Here is a 17,357-nt window from a genome sequence, read left to right as displayed (position 1 = left end):
GGGTCGCATCCTGTTGCACCGCAGCCACTCGCGGGGGTGAGCCCGGTCAGGAGACCCGGTCGGCGCAGCGCACGGCCATCGCGCGCAGCACCGCGGCGACGTCGTCGCCGAGCACCCCGTCGGCGACCGCGCCGTCGACGAGCCGCAGCGCACCCTGAACCCGGGTGGCGATGAGCTCCTCGATGCGGCGGCGGGCCCCGGTCGACTCGATCGCCACCCGCGCCGCGGCGACGTCGACCGGGCCGTCGGCCTCGTCGGAGCCGTGCAGCAGCGCGTCGAGGGCGCCCCGGGTGGCCGGTCCGGCGACCTCGCGGGCCAGCACGACCAGGCTGGTGGCCTTGCGCTCGGCCAGGTCGTCGCCCGCGGACTTGCCGGTGGCGTCGGTGCCGAACACGCCCAGCACGTCGTCGCGCATCTGGAAGGCCTCGCCGACCATCGTCCCGTAGTCGCCGAGCGCCGCCAGCAGCTCCGGTCCGGCCCCGGCCATCGCGGCGCCGAGCTCCAGCGGGCGCCGGACGGTGTAGTTGCCGGACTTGCGGCGCAGCACGTCCATCACCTCGTCGAGGGTGGGGACGCGGCGGGCCTCGTTGAGCAGGTCGGCGAACTGTCCGACGGCCAGCTCCGAGCGCATCTCGTCGTAGCGCGGCCAGCCGCGGTCGAGCACCGCACGCGGCAGCCCGCTCTCGCGCATCGCCTGCTCGGCCCACACCAGGCACAGGTCGCCCAGCAGCACCGCGCCGGACTCGCCGAACCGGTCCGGGCAGCCGGACATGCCCTGGCCGCGGTGCCAGGAGGCGAGCTGTACATGCACCGTCGGCCGGCCGCGGCGCAGCTGCGAGCGGTCCATGACGTCGTCCTGGAGCAGGGCGAAGGCGTGCAGCAGCTCCAGCCCGGACACGGCCGCCAGCGCGGCGGGGGAGTCCGGGGCGGCGGCCCGCCAGCCCAGGTATCCGAACATCGACCGCAGGTACTTGCCGCGGCCGACGAAGTCGCTCAGGACCCCGGCGACGAAGTCCGCACCGCGCATCGAGTGCACGTGCTCGGCGCACCGGAGCCGCACGGTCTCGTCGACGTGGGCCCGGACCCGGCCGCGGATCTCCGCGACCCAGTCCGGGTGGGTGGGGACGTGCTCGAGCCGCCGGTCCTGCCCGGTCTCCACGAACATCGCGCGGCCTCCCGTCGGGTCGCCTGGGGTGGTGAGCGGCCGGACGTCGGCGTCCGGACCCGGTCGGGGGCCGAGGGCACCGCCGGGCCGGGTCCTGTCGAGGGTATGGGGGGTGTCGTGATCGCGCGCGCCGAATCGGACGGACCGCCCCGGTCGGGTTCGGACGGAGCGGCCACGTGGTTCGGGTGACCCACGTCACCGGCCGTCCGGGCCGGTCAGCCGGCCCGGAGGAACGACCAGGCGGCCAGCCACACCGACCCGGCGACGAGTGCCATCGCCCCGGGCACGTGCACGATCAGGCCCGGGATGTCGCCGAACCACGCCTGGACGAAGGTGAACGCGAAGACCGCCACGGCGAGGACCGACGGCCACCACGCACCGGCGGTGACGACGCGGAGCCACACCGCGGCCGCCGCGGCGAGCCCGGTGACGACGTGCAGCACGATCGCGCCGGTGCCGTGCGGGCCGACGTCGCCGCCGGTGAACAGGCCGGCGGCGGTCACGAACTGCCAGGCCAGGACGACGACGGACGCGGTCGCGAGCATCCGCAGGACCAGGACGGGGGTGGAGCGGGTGACGTCGGGGGCCGCGTGGCGGTGTGGGGCGGACATCCTCGCAGTCTGCCGACAACCGGCCGCAGGTGCACGAACCGGGCGTTCAGGCCATCGCGGGCGCGAGCTCGCGCGCGACGACGACGGCGGCCCAGGCCGGGAGGAAGTGCCGCGCCGGGTCGAGCGCGGGGGAGCCGGTGACCGGGGTGAAGTGGTGGTCCACGAACGCGCGCAGCGCCGCGGAGTGGCCGAGCCGGTCCGGCACGAACGGCACGTCGTCGCGCCAGCCGCACTCGCAGGCCGCGCGGTAGGCGACGGCCGGGGCGCGGCGCGCGTCGGTCCAGATCCCCGTCGCGCGGCCGTCGGCGGTGTCCGCGCTGACGAACCCCTCGTGGTCGTCCGACCCGGGGATCTCCACCGGTCCGATGTAGAGCACGCGGTGATCATCCCCGGGTGCCGCAGGTGCGCAACCCGGGGTGGGACGGGTGGGCGCTCCGGTTCGTCCGGCGGTCGTCCGGCGGTCCCGCGTGGCAGGCTGGACCGGTGGCGGACGACGAGCGGGGCGAGGCGGTGCTGGCCGCGGCGACCGACGCGGCCCGCCGCGAGTTCGGTGACGACCTGGTGGCGGCCTACACGCTCGGCAGCCTCGCGCACGGCGGGTTCGCCCCCGCCGTCAGCGACGTCGACCTGGCCCTGGTGCTGCGGGAGACCGGCGGCGGCACGGCCTCGCGGGTGCACGACGTCGTCGCCGCGGCCCGGGACGCCGCCGCGGGCACCGACGGGCTCGCCGAGCGGCTCTCGGTGTTCTGGGCCGACCCGGACACCGTGCGCCACGGCCCCGGCGGCCGCCCGGCCCGCCTGCCCGCCGTCGACCGGCTCGACCTGCTCGACTCGGGCGTGCTGCGCCACGGCACGGACGTCCGCGACGGCGCCGTGCCGCCCACCCACGACGAGCTGGTCCGCGGCTCGGCGGAGTTCCTCGTCGAGCGGGTGGACGACGCCTGGCTCGCCGGGGTCGCCGACCCGGCGGCACTGCTGGCCCGTGGGCCGCGGGCGGTCACCAAGACGGTGCTGTTCCCGGTCCGGTTCCTGCACACCCTCGTGACCGGGGAGATCGGCCGCAACGACGCCGCCGTCGCGTCCTACGACGGCGCCCACCGCGACCTGGCCGCCGCGGCGCTGCGGTGGCGCGACGGGGCGCTCGGCGAGCGGGTCGCGGCCTGGACCCTGCTGACCGACCACCTCGCGGGCCTGTACCGGGAGTGCGTCGACGCCCATCTCGCGGCGCTGCCCGGTGACGACCCCGCCGTCACCGGGCTGCGGGCGCTGCGCGACGCCCTGGCGGTGCTCAGTGCTTCGCGGGCCGCCGTCCCACGAACGCCCCGATCCCGGTGACCGCGCGCCCCACGACCAGGGTGTTGATCTCCTTGGTGCCCTCGTAGGAGTAGAGGGCCTCGGCGTCGTTGAAGAACCGGCCGACCTTGTTCTCCAGCAGGATCCCGTTGCCGCCGAACACCTCCCGGGCCCGGGCGACCGCGTCGCGCAGCATCAGCGTGGCCTGCCGCTTGGCCAGGGCCGCCTGCTCGTCGCGGAAGGTGCCGTCGTCCTGCATCTGGGCGACCTTCACGGCCATCCCCAGCGAGGCGACGACGGCGCCCAGGATCGACACGAGGTGGTCCTGGACCAGCTGGAACGACGCGATCGGCTGCCCGAACTGGACGCGCTCGACCGCATAGTCGCGGGCCAGCTCGAAGACCCCCGCCATCGCGCCGACCGCGTTCCAGGCGACGCCGCCCCGGGTCACCCGCAGCACCCGGTTCGTGTCGGCGAAGGTCTGTGCGCCGGGCAGCCGGTTCGCCTCCGGGACGCGCACGCCGTCGAAGGTGAGGTCGGCGTTCTGCACGGTGCGCAGCGCGAGCTTGCCCTCCATCTTGGTGGCGGTGAACCCGGGCATGCCCTTCTCGACGACGAAGCCCTTGACCGAGTCGTCCCCCACGTCGCGGGCCCACACGACCACCAGGTCGGCGAAGGTGCCGTTGCCGATCCAGCGCTTGGCGCCGTCCAGCACCCACTCGTCGCCCTCGCGGCGGGCGGTGGTCTCCAGCCCGCCCGCGACGTCGGACCCGCCGTGCGGCTCGGACAGCGCGAACGCGCCGATCTTCTCCATCCGGCGCATGGCGGGGAGCCAGCGGTCCTTCTGCTCCGGTGACCCGCACAGGTCGATCGAAGTCAGCGCGAGCCCGGCGTGCACCCCGAAGAAGGTCGCCATCGACGGGTCGACGCGGGACAGCTCCATCGACACGAACGAGGTGAGCAGCCGCGAGTGGGCGGGCCGGTCGGGCCACTCCCGCGCCAGCCCCACGACGTCGAGCTCGGCGAACCCCGGGATCAGCTCGTGCGGGAACTCCGCGCGGTCCCAGTAGTCGTCGGCGATCGGGGCGATCTTCTCCTCGGCGAAGGTGCGGACCCGGGCGAGGATCTGCTGCTCCTCGGGGGCGAGCAGGTCGACGTAGCCGAAGAGGTCGGCGGGAAGCGGTGCGGTCATGACTCCTCCAGAGTGGCGGGCACGGCGGTCGTCATCGGGCGAGCACCCCCTGCTCCTGCAGGGCGGCGATCTCGTCGTCGGTGCGGCCCAGCTCGCGCAGCACGTCGGCGCCGTCGGCGCCCAGCGCGGGGGCGGGGGTGCGCATCCCGCCCGGGGTGGCGGTGAACCGGACCGGGAAGCCGATGGACCGGTAGCGGCCCTCGGTGGGGTGCTCGGCCTCGGTGAGCAGGCCGCCGTCGGTGACGTAGGGGTCGGTCTCGGCGTCGTCGACGGCGAGGACGGGCGCGAACGGGACCGAGTGCCGCGCACACAGCCGCGCCCACTCGTCGGTGGTGCGCTGCGGGGCCAGCTCGCCGATCAGCGCGTACAGCTCGGGCTGGTGCGCGGCCATCGCGGGGGAGGTGGCGAACCGCTCGTCGGCGGCGAGGTCGTCGCGGCCGGCCGCGGTGAAGAAGTCGGCGATGTTGCGCGGGGTGTAGGGCAGGATGCAGGCCCAGCCGTCCTTCGTCGCGACGGCCTCGTGCCCGGCGGCCATCGACCGGTTGAACCCGGTCGGGCCCTCCGCGGGCACGAAGGTGTGCCCGGACAGGTGCTCCACCAGGTTGAACGCGAGCAGCGTGTCGGTCATCGGGACCTCGACCAGCTGCCCCTCGCCGGTGGCCCGCTGGTGGATCACCGCGGCCAGCGTGGAGTAGGCGATCGTCAGCGCGCACACCTTGTCGGCCAGGATCGTCGGCGCGTAGGACGGGGTGCCGGTCGCCCGGCGCATCAGGTCCACCATCCCCGACGACGCCTGCACGATCTCGTCGTAGGCGGCGCGGTCGGCGAGCTCGGAGTCGCTGCGGAAGCCCTGCGCGCGGACCTGGACCAGGCGCGGGAAGCGCTCGGCGACCCGACCGGGGTCGAGCCCGAGCCGGTCCAGCGCACCCGGGCGCATGTTCGTCACGAGGACGTCGGCGGTGTCGAGCAGGTCGTCGAGCACCGCGCGGCCGGCGTCGGTCTTGAGGTCGAGCGCCACCGAGCGCTTGTTGCGGTTCACGTTCAGCGCGAGGGCGCCCATCCCGGGGTTGCGCTGCGGCAGCGTGCGGCGGGTCATGTCCCCGGCCGGTGGCTCGATCTTGATCACCTCGGCGCCCAGGTCGCCCAGGATCTGGCAGGCGTACGGGCCCATGACCACCGACGCCAGGTCGATCACCCGCAGCCCGTCCAGTGCGCCACCCATGTCGTGCTCCCCTCGGTCGCTCGCCATCACGTTCTCCATGAGCATGGCTAACTTCTCTCGCTCCTGCGAGCTAGTCTTACCCATATGCGTAACCACCACCGGACCGTGGACCGGGTGGCCGGTCTGCTGGAGGCCGCCGCACGCCGACCCGACGGCAGCACCCTGTCGGAGCTGGCCCGCCGCGTCGGCGCCCCGGTGTCCTCGGTGCAGAAGCTCGTCGACGGCCTCGTCGCCACCGGCTACCTCGACGACCGCGACCGTCGGTACACCCTGGGCCCCGCGCCGTGGATGCTCGCGGCGAGAGCGGGGGAACCACCCGTCCCGGCGATCCCGCACGAGGCGCTCGACCAGCTCGCCCGGCACACCGGGCTGCCGGTGCTGCTCGCCGCCCGGATCGGCGACGACGCCGTCTACCTCGACTGGGCGGGCGCCGACGAGGGCTTCGACGTGGCGCTGTCGGCCCGGGTCCGCGCACCGCTGCCCGACACCGCGGCCGGCCGGGTCCTGCTCGCCCACCTCGGCCCGGCCGAGCGCAAACGGGTCGCGCTCGCCGCGCACGAGGGCGACCCCGGCGCTGCCGCCGCGCTCCTCGACGCCTGCGCCCGGATCCGCGCCGACGGGTTCGAACGCGGCGCGAGCGGCACCCTGCTGCCCGGCGCCGTCGCCGTCGCGGTCGCGCTGCGCCACGACGGCCGCGTCACCGGGGCGCTCTCGGCCGCCGACCGCGGGTCCGGGCCGCTGCCCCCCGGGGTCGCCGAGGCCCTCGCCGACGCCGCCCAGGCCTGGTCGACCTGAGCCGGCGCGACGTTTGCCCCCCGGTGTGCCGGGAAGGCGACGGGTGATGCGTACCGACTGGATCCGACCCCTGAACGACAGCGACGGCCCCTTTGCGACCGTCGTGCTCGACGCCACCCACGACACCTCCGACGCCACCGAGCAGTACCGCCTGCGCTGGCGCGACCTGCGGGAGCGCCTCATCGACGACGGAGCGGACGAGTCGGTGCTCGCCGTCCTCGACGAGGCCGTCACCGCCGCCGACGCCCCCGACGGCACGGCCGGGCGGGTCCTCGTCGCCGACGCCGCACGGGTCCTGCTCGACCGGCACACCGAGTTCCCGCCCGAGCGCGGGACCGCGGCCTGGGGCTCGGTGCCGGACCTGCTGGGCGTGCTCGGCGCGGTGGGGGAGGACGTGGCGACCGTCGTCGTCTCGGTCGACCGGACCGGGGGCCGGGTCCGCGGTGTGGACGGCACGGTCTCCGAGGTGTCGGCCGACTCCGGCGGCCCGGTCCACAAGGCGAGCACCGCGGGCCCCGGCGAGGGCTCCGCGGACGCCCGGGTCGAGGAGACCTGGAAGCGCAACGCCCAGGCCGTCGCCGAGCGGGTCGAGAAGTCCGTCCGCGCCGGCAACGCGGGCCTGCTCGTCGTCGCCGGGGACGCGGAGTCCCGGGCCCGCCTGCGCGACGAGCTCCCGCCGGCCTCGGCCGGGATCATGGCCGAGATCGAGAACACCGGCGGCACGGTGCCCGAGCAGGTCGACGACACCGTCCGTGCCGCCGCCGACGAGGTCCGCGAGACCCGCCGCGGCGAGGCCCTCACGAGCTTCGCGACCGCGTCCGGGCGCGGCGACGGGCTCGCCGTCACCGGGCTCGGCGACGTCACCGGGGCCACCCGCGCGCACGCCGTCGAGACGCTGCTGGTCGACCCGGCCGCGGTGCCCGGCACCGAGCTGGTCGCCGGCTCCGACCCGGCCGCGGTGGGGGAGAAGGCCGACGAGCTCGTCGGCGACACCCCGGTGCTGTCCGGTCCGGCCGCGAACGTCCTGGTCCGCGCCGCCGCCGCGACCGGCGCCGCCGTCGTGCTGATCCACCCCGGCGACGACGTCACGCTCACCGACGGCGTCGGCGCCGTCCTGCGCTTCCCGGTCGGCCCCGCCTCCTGAGCGCGCCACCGTCGTGCCCCGTCCCCGTCCCCGGGCCGGACCGGCCGGGACGGGGCATGATCGGGTCCGTGAGCGACCAGCGGATCGAGACCTCGCGCATCGTCGACGCGAGCCCGGCCGAGATCTTCGCCGTGCTCCGTGACCCGCGCGGGCACGTGGCCATCGACAGCTCCGGGATGCTGATGTCGGCCGAGGGCGAGCCGGTCTCGGCGGCCGGGGACACCTTCGTCGTGCACATGGACCGCGAGTCGCTCGGCGACCGCCCGATGGGCCGCTACGACGTCACCGTGCACATCGCGAGCTACGTGCCCGACCGCGAGATCTCCTGGACCATCGTCGGTGTCATGCGCCCGCCGGTCGGCCACGTCTACGGCTACCGGCTGGAGCCGGTCGGCGAGGCCGACGGCGGCGGCACCCGGGTCGTCTCGTGGTGCGACTGGTCCGACATCCACCCGCAGTACCGCGACTCCGGCCTGTTCCCGGTGATCTCCGCGGCGTCGCTCAAGGCGACCCTGGGCATCCTCGCCCGGACCGTGCAGACGTCCTAGGCGACGCGGCGGCGGCCCCGCCGCAGCAGGACGCCGGAGCCGCACGCCCACAGGGCCCACACCACCAGCAGCGGCTGGACGAGCAGCCGGGTCGCACGGGCGCCGTCGCTGTCCAGGCCGAACGCGTCGGTGCCGGTGACGTACTGCGCCACGTTGCCGGGGAACACCAGCACGAACAGCGCCGCCGCGACCAGCCCGGCGTGCGGCCGCAGCCGGGCCGGTGCGAGGAGCACCGCGGCCCCGACCGCGATCTCGACGAGCCCGGACACGAGCACCACCGCGCCGGGCGCGGGCAGGAACGGTGGCACCTGGGCCAGGAACCGGGCCGGGACGAGCAGGTGGGCGACGCCCGCTCCGACGAGGAACGCGCCCAGCAGCAGCCGGGCGGTGGTGCGGACCGCGTGCACGGCGCCTCCGGACGTCATCGATTCTGGGTATCCGCGGCCCCCGGCCGAACCGGGGACCGGACGGGGCGCGGACACCCCGGGACCACCCTTCCACGGAGGCCCCGACATGACCGCTCCCGAGACCGTCCCGCCACCCGGTGACTACGGCGACGGCCCGGTGTTCCTGCGCGTGCACCGCGCCCGAGCCGCCGGGCACTGGCCGGTACCCGGTTTCGACCGCGAGGTGAACGACCGCGTCCTGGCCGCCGACCCGGACCACGACTGGGTCCGCGTCCCGCAGGGCAACAGCCGGTGCGGGCACGCCGACCGCGACCGGCTGCTCGCCGACCACGCGCTCCCCGGTGACGCGGTCGAGGTGGTGCGGTTCCGCCCGCCACCCGGCCGCCGGCGCTGACGGGCGGTCGCGGTACCGCCGTCGTACCGACCCGCCGTCACCCCGTTGCCGCAGCGGGGTACCGGCGACCGGGTCACGGTGCGCGTCCGCACTGGGCGCTGCGGGTGAACCACAGCCGTTTGCGATTGAGTCGCGCAGAGTCGGGGAAACTGCATGACACGAGCTTCTGCACGGACCGGGCGCTGGGGAGCCTTCCGGTCCGTCGGCCCCGGGTCCGGGGTGCGACCGCTTCGGGGGTGGTCGCGCCCCGGACCCGTTCCTCGCCTCCCCGACCTGCGGGCGCCGTCGCGGCGAGCCCGATCCTGCGGGCTCGGATGAACTCCCGACATCGAGCGCTTACCCTGTGGGAATGACCGAGCCCGGAACCGTTGCGCCGCTGGCGCTCGACGAGCAGCTCTGTTTCGCGCTCCACTCGGCGTCCCGTGCGATGACCGGGTGCTACCGCCCGATCCTCGACTCCATCGGCCTGACCTACAGCCAGTACGCGGTCCTGCTCGTGCTGTGGGCCGAGGAGACGGTGCCCCAGCGGGAGCTCGGCGAGCGGATGTTCCTCGACAGCGGCACGTTGTCGCCGATGCTGACCCGGCTGGAGGGTCACGGGCTGGTCACCCGCGCCCGTCGCCCGGACGACGAGCGCACCGTGCAGGTGTCGCTGACCGAGAAGGGCAAGGCGCTGCGCGAGCAGGCCGCCGCCGCGCAGGACCAGGTCATCAAGGCCACCGGCATGTCGATGGACGAGCTGTTCCGCCTCCGCGACGACCTGCAGCGGCTCGCGTCCCGGCTCCGGTCCGCCGAGTCCGAGGCCGCTCCCGCCTGACCGGGGCGCCGCCCCGTCCGCCCGCGCCCGGCGCGGATCGTTGCACGGGTATATGCTTGCTGACAGGCAAACATATGGAGTGTGCATGAGCGGCCTCGACCCCGACGAGCTGGCGCGGCTGCGCACGGACCTGGCCCGGATCGCCCGGGGCCTGGACCGGGCCACCCGCGGCTCCGACCTCACCCGCAGCGCCCTGTCGGTGCTCGGCACCGTCGCGGTCCGCGGCCCGATCGGGATGGGGGAGCTCGCGACCGTCGAGGGCGTCAACCCCACCATGCTGTCGCGCCTGGCCGGCAAGCTGGAGGCCGCCGGGCTGCTCGTCCGCGACACCGACCCCGACGACGGGCGCGCCGTGCGCGTCGCGGTCACCGAGGCCGGTGCGGCCGAGCACCGCCGGCGCCGCGAGGAACGCACCCGGCTGCTCGCCGCACACGTCGACGCCCTGACCCCCGACCACGCCGCACGGCTGCGGGCCGCGCTGCCCGCGCTCGACGCGCTCGCCGGCGCCCTGCGGGACGCCCGGTGAGCGCCGGTCCGGACCAGGCGTCCCGCTCGACGCTCGCCCGCACCTTCGCCGCGCTGTCCGGCCACAACTACCGGCTCTGGATCGGCGGCCAGTCGATCTCCCTGGTCGGCACCTGGATGCAGTCGATCGCCCAGTCCTGGCTGGTGTACGAGCTGACCGGGTCCGCTGCGGTGCTCGGCACCGTCGTCGCCGTCCAGACCGTGCCCACCCTGCTCCTCGGGCCCTACGCCGGGGTGTGGGTGGACCGCCTCGACCGGCGACGGCTGATGGTCGGCCTGCAGACGATGATGGGCCTGCAGGCCGCGGCACTCGCCGTGCTCACCCTCACCGGCACCGTCGCGCTCTGGCACGTCTACGTGCTGGCCGCGGTGCTCGGGCTGAACAAGGCCGTCGAGAACCCGGCCCGGCAGACCTTCGTGCACGAGCTGGTCGGGCCCGAGGACCTGCGCAACGCCGTCACCCTCAACTCGGTCCTGGTCAACGCCGCGCGCGCGGTCGGACCGGCCGTGGCCGGGCTGGTCATCGTCGCGGGCGGGACCGGGATCTGCTTCGCGGTGAACGCGGTCAGCTTCGTCGCCGTCGTGACCTCGCTGCTGCGCCTGGACACCTCCGCGCTCATGCCCACCGCTCCGGCGCCCCGGGCGCCCGGACAGCTGCGCGAGGGGCTCGCCCACGTGCGCGGCAACCCCGAGCTGCGCGTGCCGCTGGTGATGATGGCGCTGATCGGCTGCCTGGCCTACGAGTTCCCGGTGGTGCTGCCGGTGGTGGCCTCGCAGACCTTCGGCGGCGACGCGGCCACCTACGGCTGGCTCACCGGCGCGATGGGCGTCGGCGCGGTCGTCGGGGGGCTCGTCGTCGCCGGGCACGGGCGGACCGGGGTGCCGATGCTGGTGCGCACCGCGCTGCTGTTCGGCCTGGTCCTGGGGCTCGCCGCGGTCGCGCCGTCGCTGTGGGTCGCGCTGGTCGCGATGGGGCTGGTCGGGATGGCCAGCGTCGCGTTCATGGCCGGCGGCAACTCGACGCTGCAGCTGGCCTCGGCCCCGCACATGCGGGGCCGGGTGATGGCGCTGTGGTCGGTGGCCTTCCTCGGGTCCACCCCGATCGGCGGCCCGATCGCCGGGTGGGTCAGCGAGCAGTGGGGCGGTCGCGGCGGGCTCGCCCTGGGTGCGGTGGCCTGCCTGGTCGCGGCCGCGATCGGCCTGCCCACGGCGCGCCGCGCCGCCCGGGCGGAGGCCGCCGGGTGAGCGCGCCCGGCCGGCCGGCGGTGCTCGCGGCGGTCGCCGCCGGCGGGGTGGTGGGTGCCGAGGCGCGCTGGCTGCTCGGGCTCGTCGGCCCGCCCGCCCCGTGGACGACGCTGATCATCAACGTCACCGGCTGCCTGCTGATGGGGGTGCTGATGGTGCTGGTCACCGAGCGGTTCCGGGCCCACCCGCTCGTCCGCCCGGCGCTGGGCGTCGGGGTGCTCGGCGGGTACACGACGTTCTCCACCTACGCCGTCGACGTCGCCGCGCCGGCCTTCGGCTCGCCGGGGTCGCTGGCGCTGATGGTCGGCACCCCGGTGCTCGCCGTCGCCGCGACGGCGCTCGGCGCGACCCTGACCCGCGCGCTCGCCGGGGGAGCCCGGTGACGGCGCTGTTCGTCGCCCTCGGTGCGGCCGTCGGGGCGCCGCTGCGCTACCTCGTCGACACCGCCGTGAAGGCGCGCACGCCCTCGGCGTTCCCGTGGGGCACCTGGGTGATCAACGTGGCCGGGTCCTTCGTGCTCGGCGGCGTGGTGGCGCTGACCCCGCTGTTCGGGCCGGGGTTCGCCGCGCTGCTCGGCACCGGGTTCTGCGGGGCGTTCACCACCTACAGCACCTTCGGCTGGGAGACGCTGTCGCTGCTCGAACGCGGCCGCACCGCGCTCGCCGTGGGCTATGCGGCGGCGAGCGTGGTGGTCGGTGTCGCGGCCGCACTGGCCGGGCACGCGCTGCTCACCGCCGTCGCCGCCTGAGCCGGGTCGCGCCGGGGTCCGGCCGGGTCAGCGGATCCGGCCGCCGGTGGCGATCCGCAGCAGGTCACGGGCGGTGCCGCGGGGCGAGGTGCCCTCCCGCCAGACGGCGCGGAACTCCCGGGTCAGGTCGAGGCCGCGGACGTCGACGACGACCAGCGACCCGGCCGCGACGTCGGCGCCGACCACCGCCCGCCCCAGCACCGCGGGGCCCTCACCGGCGCGGACCGCGGCCCGCAGGGCGGCGTCCGCGGCGTACTCGCGCCGCGGCGGCACGGGCCCACCGGCACCGGCGGCGTCGAGCGCGGCCTCCAGCGCGGGCCGGGCCCCGGCACCGGGCGGCCGGGTGAGCAGCGGGGTACCGGCCAGCTGTGCGGCATCGACGCCGTCGGACCCGGCCCACGGGTGCCCGGGGGCGACGACGAGGACCAGCGGGTCCGATCCCACCGTCGCCGCGTGCAGGTCCTCCAGCGGGCCGGGCGTGGACACCACACCGACCGCCGCGTCACCGGCCCGGACCGCCGCCGCCGGGTCCGGGGTGTCGCGCAGCACGACCCGCCCGCCCGGACCGTCGCGCAGCTCGACCAGCCAGGCCTGCAGCAGATTCTCGGCGACCACCGGGTTCGCGGCCAGGACGACGGTGTCCTCCCCGGCCGGCTCGTCGCGCAGCGCCGCGACCGCGACGTCCAGGTCGGACGCGGCGGCCAGCAGCGGGCCCGCCCACTCCACCAGCAGGACCCCGCGGGTGGTGAGCCTGCTGGACCGCCGCCCCCGGCGGGCACGTTCGAGCACCGGGCCCCCGACCTGCTGCTCGGCGGCCCGGATCCGCGCGGACGCGGCCTGCACCGTCAGCCCGAGCCCCTCGGCCGCGGCGGACATGCTCCCGGTGCAGGCGATGTCACGGAGCAGGGCGAGAGCGGTCATGTCGGGGACGCGTGCGGGTGCGGTGGCCATCGGGACCAGCCTAGGTGGCGGGCGGGGTCACACTCCGAGCAGCCCGCGCAGGTAGGCCGCCTGACCGGCGTGCTGGAGGTCGTCGCCGAGCACGCTGACCAGGCGTTCGCCGAGGGTCACGTTCTCCCCCCAGGTGGGCGGCAGGACGCGGGACAGGTCGTCGTCGGCGAGGCCCGCGAGGTGCCCGACGGTGCGCTCGTGCACCGCCGCGCCGTAGCCGGCCAGCAGGTCCGCGGTGGTGCGCACGGCGTCGACCTGCGACGACGCGTGCCCGAACCCGGTGTCGGCGACGTCGAGGTCCAGGCCGAAGCGCTGCGCCCAGCCCTCGCCGGTCCAGACCTGGTCGGACCCGAATGCCTCGGCGACGTGGTCGTCCTGCACCCGCAGCAGGTGCCACACCAGCCAGCCGATCGGGTTGCCGGGGCCGTCCGCACCCTCCGGGCGGCGGGCGAGGTCGGCCTCGGACAGGCCGTCCACCACCTCGCGCACGAGCTCGTCGATCCGGCCGAAGTGGTCGGTCAGCAGTTCCGCGGTCGTCGTCATGGGGCGGGCTTTCCCGTATGCGGGCCCCGGCATGCGGGTTACGGTGGTCGGTGGTGACCGAGAACGTGAGGACCCACAGTGCGCACTGGGGCGTGTTCCACGCCCGCTGGGACGGCAGCAGGCTGCGGGTCCGCCCGCATCCGGGCGACCCGGACCCGTCCCCGGTGCTGGACAACATCCCCGCGGCCGTCGGGCACGCCGCCCGGGTCGCCGCGCCCGCGGTGCGCCGCGGCTGGTGGGACCGCGGCCCGGGCCGTGACCCCGGTCGTGGGCGCGACGGCTACCGCACCGTGTCCTGGGACGCGGTGCTCGACCGGCTCGCCGAGGAGACCCACCGGGTCCGCTCCACCCACGGCGACGAGGCCGTCTACGGCGGCTCCTACGGCTGGGCGTCGGCCGGGCGGTTCCACCACGCCCAGGGCCAGCTGCACCGGTTCCTGGCGCTGACCGGGGGCTACACCCGCTCGGTCAACACCTACTCCGGCGGCGCCGCCGAGGTGGTGCTGCCGCACGTGCTGGGCACCTTCGACGCGGTGACCCGCTAGGCGGTGACCTGGGACCAGGTCGCGGCGCACACCGACACCGTCGTCGCGTTCGGCGGGATGGCGCTGAAGAACTCCGCGATCGCCGCGGGCGGGGTCAGCCGGCACGTCGAGCGCGGGGCCATGCGCGCCGCCCGCGACCGGGGCGCGGTGTTCGTGCTGGTCAGCCCGCTGCGCCCGGACCTGCCGGAGGAGGTCGACGCCACCTGGCTGCCGATCCGGCCCGGCACCGACGTCGCGCTGATGCTGGCGCTCATGCACACCGTCGTCGAGGCGGGGCGGGCCGACACCGACTTCCTCGCCTCGCACTGCGACGGCTGGGACCGCCTGCACGAGTACCTGTTCGCCGCCCCGGCGAAGGACGCCGCGTGGGCCGAGGGCGTCACCGGCATCCCGGCGGCGACGATCCGCGAGCTGGCCTGGCGGATCGCGCACGGCCGTACCCTGGTGACCGTCGCGCAGTCGCTGCAGCGCGCGGAGCACGGCGAGCAGCCGGTCTGGGGCGGGACGGCGCTCGCCGCGGTGCTCGGCCAGATCGGCCTGCCCGGCGGCGGCTTCAACTACGGCCTCGGGTCGCTCGGGCACTACGGGCGCCCGCGCAACGCGGTGCCGGTGCCGACGTTCTCCCGGGCGCCGAACCCGGTGACCTCGTTCATCCCGGTCGCGCGGGTCGCGGACATGCTGCTGCACCCGGGGGAGACGTACTCCTACCAGGGTGTCGGGCACACCTACCCGCACGTGCGGATGGCGTGGTGGGCCGGCGGCAACCCGTTCCACCACCACCAGGACCTGCGCCGGATGCGGCGCGCGGTCGCCGAGCTCGACACGTTCGTCGTGCACGACCCGATGTGGACGGCCACCGCGCGGCACGCCGACGTCGTGCTGCCGTCGACGACGACCCTGGAACGCGACGACATCGGCGCCACCAGCTCCGACCCGCTCGTCGTCGCGATGAAGCAGCTGGTGCCCCGGCACGGCGAGGCCCGCGACGACTACGACGTGCTCGCCGACCTGGCCGTGCGGCTCGGGCACGGCGAGGCCTTCACCGAGGGCCGGACGTCGCACGAGTGGCTGGTCCACATGTACGACCGCACCCGCAAGGGCCTGGCCGACCGCGGGCTCGACGCGCCGTCGTTCGAGGAGTTCTGGGAGCGCGGCGAGCTGGAGCTGCCCCAGCGCCCCGACGACGGCGGGGTGCTGGCCCGCTTCCGCGCCGATCCCGTCGCACACCCGCTGCCGACGGCGTCCGGCCGCGTCCAGGTCGGGTCCGGCCCGGTCGCCGCGCTCGGGCTGCCCGACCACCCCGGCCACCCGGCGTGGATCGAGCCGACCGAGGTCCCCGACGACCGGCACCCGTTCTGGCTGGTCTCCAACCAGCCGGCGACCCGGCTGCACTCCCAGCTCGACTTCGGCGCCCACTCGGCCGGGTCGAAACGCTCCGGGCGCGAGGTCGTGCGCATCCACCTCGACGACGCCGCCCGGCTCGGCATCGGCGACGGCGACGTCGTCCGCCTCCACAACGACCGGGGCGCCTGCCTGGCCGCGGCGCGGGTCACCGACGACATCCGGCCCGGCGCGCTGCAGCTGCCGACCGGGGCGTGGTGGGACCCGCGCCCCGACCCGGACCGTCCCGAGCTCGGCGACGACGGCCTCTGCGTCCACGGCAACCCGAACGCCGTGACCCGCGACCGGGGGACGTCTGGCTTCGCGCAGGGGTGCAGCGGTCAGCTGTGCGCGGTCGCGGTCGAGCCGTACCGCCACGAGGCCCCGGAGGTCACCGCGCACACCCCGCCGGTCACGCCGGCTTCGCCGTGACCGGCTGGGCCAGGTCCCGCTCGATCTCCTCCAGGCTGCGGCCCTTCGTCTCGGGCAGCAGCCTGGTCGCGTAGACGTAGGCGGCCGCCGTCGTCACCGCGAAGAACAGGAAGTTCCAGCCCGCGCCGAACGCCTCGAGCAGCGACGGGAACAGCAGCGCGACGGTCATGTTGAACAGCCAGTTGAACGTCACGCAGAACGCGACCGCGCCGGCGCGGACCCGCAGCGGGAACAGCTCCGGCAGCAGCACCCACTGCACCGGGCCCCAGGAGATCGAGAACGAGGCGATGTAGACGACGATCCCGGCCAGGGTCAGCCCGAGCAGCAGCGGCCCCTGCTCCAGCCCGACCAGGTTCGTCACCGCGAGGACGATCATCGCCACGCACATGCCGACCGCGCCCCAGCGCAGCAGCGGGCGTCGCCCGGCGCGGTCGATCAGCCACATCCCGGGCAGCGTCATCAGCATGTTCACCGCGCCGATGCCCACGTTGGCGCCGATCGCGCCGGTCGCCCCGAAGCCGACGTCGGTGAGCAGGGTCGGCGCGTAGTAGATGATCGTGTTGATGCCGACGAAGTTCTGGAAGAACACCAGCAGCATCCCGATGAGGGTCAGCCGCCGCAGCCGCGGGGAGAACAGCGTCCCGATCGCGACCTTCTCGGTGTTCTCGCGCTCGACGCGCACGCTCTCCCGGATCTCCGACAGCTCGGCCTCGGCCGCCTCCGGGGTGCCGCGCAGCCGCTGCAGGACGACCCGCGCGTCCTCCTCGCCGCCGTCGGGCTTCTGTGCGACCAGCCAGCGGGGGCTCTCCGGCTGGGTGTAGATGCCGATCGCGAGGATGACCGCGGGGATCACGCCGAGCCCGATCATCCAGCGCCAGTCCCGGGACTCGGCGAAGGCGAAGTCGGTGACGTAGGCCAGGAAGATCCCGACGGTCACCAGCAGCTGCATCAGCGACGTCAGCCGCCCACGGATGCGGGCCGGGGCCAGCTCGGACAGGTACATCGGCACGACCACCGACACGATGCCGACGCCGACGCCCATCACGAACCGGAACCCGACGAGCATCGCGACGTTCACCCCGAGGGCGGCGCCGAGCGTGCCGATGACGAACACGATGCCGCCGAGCAGGATCAGCAGCCGCCGGCCGAGGGTGTCGGCGAGCTTGCCGGAGACGCCCGCCCCGAGCATCGCGCCGACCAGCAGCCCGGACACCACGGTGCCCTGCTCCAGCGACGACAACGGTATGTCGTCGGGAATGAACAGGATCGCCCCGGAGATGACGCCCGTGTCGTACCCCCACAGGATCCCGCCGAGTGCCCCGAAGAACCAGATCGCCCACTGTGACGGCCGCTTCGCCGTCTGCGCCCCCGAACTCATCGGCCGATCCTCCGGTGGCCCG

At 75.4% G+C, this 17,357-nt stretch carries 20 protein-coding genes and 1 pseudogene; 12 read left to right on the top strand and 9 right to left on the bottom strand.

Translation table 11 applies throughout. The features are described from left to right. Window positions 1-46: 46 nt before the first annotated feature. The 3 genes from KPL60_RS06600 to KPL60_RS06590 all read right to left on the bottom strand — a co-directional run bounded on the left by KPL60_RS06600 (window position 47) and on the right by KPL60_RS06590 (window position 2,152). Entirely contained in the window at window positions 47-1,165 is a 1,119-nt protein-coding gene (locus tag KPL60_RS06600) for a polyprenyl synthetase family protein (protein ID WP_226356997.1), read from the bottom strand. A 215-nt stretch (window positions 1,166-1,380) separates the two neighbouring features. Beyond that, window positions 1,381-1,776 (bottom strand): hypothetical protein, encoded by a 396-nt coding sequence (locus tag KPL60_RS06595; protein WP_226365236.1) that lies wholly within the window; start codon window positions 1,774-1,776, stop codon window positions 1,381-1,383. Between the two features lie 46 nt (window positions 1,777-1,822). Then, window positions 1,823-2,152 (bottom strand): hypothetical protein, encoded by a 330-nt coding sequence (locus KPL60_RS06590; RefSeq protein ID WP_226356999.1) that lies wholly within the window; start codon window positions 2,150-2,152, stop codon window positions 1,823-1,825. 107 nt (window positions 2,153-2,259) lie between these two features. Here KPL60_RS06590 and KPL60_RS06585 point away from each other — a divergent pair, with 107 nt between their 5' ends. Then, window positions 2,260-3,111, top strand: coding sequence for a hypothetical protein (locus KPL60_RS06585; protein ID WP_226357000.1), 852 nt, complete (start codon window positions 2,260-2,262; stop codon window positions 3,109-3,111). On the opposite strand, the gene KPL60_RS06580 is transcribed toward KPL60_RS06585, so the two are convergent. Together KPL60_RS06580 and KPL60_RS06575 are read right to left on the bottom strand one after the other, a co-directional pair. Continuing rightward, on the bottom strand, window positions 3,065-4,261 hold the full coding sequence (locus KPL60_RS06580; protein ID WP_226365235.1) for an acyl-CoA dehydrogenase family protein: 1,197 nt from the start codon (window positions 4,259-4,261) through the stop codon (window positions 3,065-3,067). The genes KPL60_RS06585 and KPL60_RS06580 overlap by 47 nt on opposite strands. Before the next feature lie 31 nt (window positions 4,262-4,292). Then, window positions 4,293-5,510 (bottom strand): CaiB/BaiF CoA-transferase family protein, encoded by a 1,218-nt coding sequence (locus KPL60_RS06575; RefSeq protein WP_226357002.1) that lies wholly within the window; start codon window positions 5,508-5,510, stop codon window positions 4,293-4,295. Window positions 5,511-5,567: 57 nt separating this feature from the next. Between KPL60_RS06575 and KPL60_RS06570 the strand changes: the two genes are divergently transcribed. The 3 genes from KPL60_RS06570 (at window position 5,568) to KPL60_RS06560 (ending at window position 7,970) form a co-directional block, all read left to right on the top strand. Continuing rightward, window positions 5,568-6,278 (top strand): IclR family transcriptional regulator, encoded by a 711-nt coding sequence (locus KPL60_RS06570; RefSeq protein ID WP_226357003.1) that lies wholly within the window; start codon window positions 5,568-5,570, stop codon window positions 6,276-6,278. A gap of 46 nt (window positions 6,279-6,324) precedes the next feature. Continuing rightward, window positions 6,325-7,422 carry a hypothetical protein gene (locus tag KPL60_RS06565; protein ID WP_226365234.1) on the top strand — a complete coding sequence of 366 codons (1,098 nt, stop codon included), beginning with the start codon at window positions 6,325-6,327 and terminating at the stop codon, window positions 7,420-7,422. Between the two features lie 68 nt (window positions 7,423-7,490). Beyond that, window positions 7,491-7,970, top strand: coding sequence for an SRPBCC family protein (locus KPL60_RS06560; RefSeq protein WP_226357005.1), 480 nt, complete (start codon window positions 7,491-7,493; stop codon window positions 7,968-7,970). Here the strand turns inward: KPL60_RS06560 and KPL60_RS06555 are convergent. Then, window positions 7,967-8,395, bottom strand: a complete 429-nt coding sequence (locus KPL60_RS06555; protein WP_226357006.1) for a hypothetical protein — start codon at window positions 8,393-8,395, stop codon at window positions 7,967-7,969. The genes KPL60_RS06560 and KPL60_RS06555 overlap by 4 nt on opposite strands. A gap of 88 nt (window positions 8,396-8,483) precedes the next feature. Between KPL60_RS06555 and KPL60_RS06550 the strand changes: the two genes are divergently transcribed. The 6 genes from KPL60_RS06550 to crcB all read left to right on the top strand — a co-directional run bounded on the left by KPL60_RS06550 (window position 8,484) and on the right by crcB (window position 12,106). After that, window positions 8,484-8,771: a hypothetical protein gene (locus tag KPL60_RS06550; RefSeq protein ID WP_226357007.1), complete on the top strand. Its 288-nt coding sequence runs from the start codon at window positions 8,484-8,486 to the stop codon at window positions 8,769-8,771. 349 nt (window positions 8,772-9,120) lie between these two features. Continuing rightward, window positions 9,121-9,588 carry a MarR family winged helix-turn-helix transcriptional regulator gene (locus KPL60_RS06545; protein ID WP_226365233.1) on the top strand — a complete coding sequence of 156 codons (468 nt, stop codon included), beginning with the start codon at window positions 9,121-9,123 and terminating at the stop codon, window positions 9,586-9,588. Between the two features lie 85 nt (window positions 9,589-9,673). Then, on the top strand, window positions 9,674-10,114 hold the full coding sequence (locus KPL60_RS06540) for a MarR family winged helix-turn-helix transcriptional regulator (RefSeq protein ID WP_226357009.1): 441 nt from the start codon (window positions 9,674-9,676) through the stop codon (window positions 10,112-10,114). Beyond that, window positions 10,111-11,358, top strand: a complete 1,248-nt coding sequence (locus KPL60_RS06535; protein WP_226365232.1) for an MFS transporter — start codon at window positions 10,111-10,113, stop codon at window positions 11,356-11,358. Before KPL60_RS06540 ends, KPL60_RS06535 begins: the two co-directional genes overlap by 4 nt. After that, the gene (locus tag KPL60_RS06530; protein ID WP_226357011.1) at window positions 11,355-11,741 is read left to right on the top strand and encodes a CrcB family protein; all 387 of its coding nucleotides are present in this window, start codon (window positions 11,355-11,357) and stop codon (window positions 11,739-11,741) included. Before KPL60_RS06535 ends, KPL60_RS06530 begins: the two co-directional genes overlap by 4 nt. Next, window positions 11,738-12,106, top strand: coding sequence for a fluoride efflux transporter CrcB (crcB, locus tag KPL60_RS06525; RefSeq protein WP_226357012.1), 369 nt, complete (start codon window positions 11,738-11,740; stop codon window positions 12,104-12,106). Before KPL60_RS06530 ends, crcB begins: the two co-directional genes overlap by 4 nt. Before the next feature lie 27 nt (window positions 12,107-12,133). On the opposite strand, the gene KPL60_RS06520 is transcribed toward crcB, so the two are convergent. Beyond that, complete coding sequence (locus KPL60_RS06520) at window positions 12,134-13,057, bottom strand: LysR family transcriptional regulator (protein ID WP_226365231.1); 924 nt, start codon at window positions 13,055-13,057, stop codon at window positions 12,134-12,136. Between the two features lie 27 nt (window positions 13,058-13,084). Continuing rightward, a complete protein-coding gene (locus tag KPL60_RS06515) occupies window positions 13,085-13,600 on the bottom strand; it encodes a DUF664 domain-containing protein (RefSeq protein WP_226357014.1) in 516 nt (171 codons plus the stop codon). Window positions 13,601-13,617: 17 nt separating this feature from the next. Here KPL60_RS06515 and KPL60_RS35065 point away from each other — a divergent pair. Next, window positions 13,618-15,147: pseudogene (locus tag KPL60_RS35065) on the top strand (molybdopterin-dependent oxidoreductase); the annotation flags it as partial. Window positions 15,148-15,222: 75 nt separating this feature from the next. Continuing rightward, entirely contained in the window at window positions 15,223-15,957 is a 735-nt protein-coding gene (locus tag KPL60_RS35060; RefSeq protein ID WP_374228660.1) for a molybdopterin dinucleotide binding domain-containing protein, read from the top strand. On the opposite strand, the gene KPL60_RS06500 is transcribed toward KPL60_RS35060, so the two are convergent. After that, window positions 15,938-17,335, bottom strand: coding sequence for a sugar porter family MFS transporter (locus KPL60_RS06500; RefSeq protein WP_226357016.1), 1,398 nt, complete (start codon window positions 17,333-17,335; stop codon window positions 15,938-15,940). The two genes, KPL60_RS35060 and KPL60_RS06500, sit on opposite strands and share 20 nt — an antisense overlap. Between the last annotated feature and the right edge of the window lie 22 nt (window positions 17,336-17,357).

It is taken from the genome of Pseudonocardia sp. ICBG162 (assembly GCF_020496225.1).
In the GTDB taxonomy this organism is placed as follows: domain Bacteria; phylum Actinomycetota; class Actinomycetes; order Mycobacteriales; family Pseudonocardiaceae; genus Pseudonocardia; species Pseudonocardia alni.
The sequence above is the reverse complement of the archived record's forward strand: the minus strand, read 5'-3'. Positions and strand labels throughout refer to the sequence as shown.

Excerpts from the sequence above, each read along its gene's own strand:
- KPL60_RS06565 (WP_226365234.1), top strand. The coding sequence starts at position 6,325 with ATGCGTACCGACTGGATCCGACCCCTGAACGACAGCGACGGCCCCTTT.
- KPL60_RS06595 (WP_226365236.1), bottom strand. The coding sequence starts at position 1,776 with ATGTCCGCCCCACACCGCCACGCGGCCCCCGACGTCACCCGCTCCACC.
- KPL60_RS06575 (WP_226357002.1), bottom strand. The coding sequence starts at position 5,510 with ATGGCGAGCGACCGAGGGGAGCACGACATGGGTGGCGCACTGGACGGG.
- KPL60_RS06545 (WP_226365233.1), top strand. The coding sequence starts at position 9,121 with ATGACCGAGCCCGGAACCGTTGCGCCGCTGGCGCTCGACGAGCAGCTC.
- KPL60_RS06550 (WP_226357007.1), top strand. The coding sequence starts at position 8,484 with ATGACCGCTCCCGAGACCGTCCCGCCACCCGGTGACTACGGCGACGGC.
- KPL60_RS06555 (WP_226357006.1), bottom strand. The coding sequence starts at position 8,395 with ATGACGTCCGGAGGCGCCGTGCACGCGGTCCGCACCACCGCCCGGCTG.
- KPL60_RS06600 (WP_226356997.1), bottom strand. The coding sequence starts at position 1,165 with ATGTTCGTGGAGACCGGGCAGGACCGGCGGCTCGAGCACGTCCCCACC.
- KPL60_RS35060 (WP_374228660.1), top strand. The coding sequence starts at position 15,223 with ATGTACGACCGCACCCGCAAGGGCCTGGCCGACCGCGGGCTCGACGCG.
- KPL60_RS06580 (WP_226365235.1), bottom strand. The coding sequence starts at position 4,261 with ATGACCGCACCGCTTCCCGCCGACCTCTTCGGCTACGTCGACCTGCTC.
- KPL60_RS06540 (WP_226357009.1), top strand. The coding sequence starts at position 9,674 with ATGAGCGGCCTCGACCCCGACGAGCTGGCGCGGCTGCGCACGGACCTG.
- KPL60_RS06515 (WP_226357014.1), bottom strand. The coding sequence starts at position 13,600 with ATGACGACGACCGCGGAACTGCTGACCGACCACTTCGGCCGGATCGAC.
- KPL60_RS06570 (WP_226357003.1), top strand. The coding sequence starts at position 5,568 with ATGCGTAACCACCACCGGACCGTGGACCGGGTGGCCGGTCTGCTGGAG.
- KPL60_RS06520 (WP_226365231.1), bottom strand. The coding sequence starts at position 13,057 with ATGGCCACCGCACCCGCACGCGTCCCCGACATGACCGCTCTCGCCCTG.
- KPL60_RS06500 (WP_226357016.1), bottom strand. The coding sequence starts at position 17,335 with ATGAGTTCGGGGGCGCAGACGGCGAAGCGGCCGTCACAGTGGGCGATC.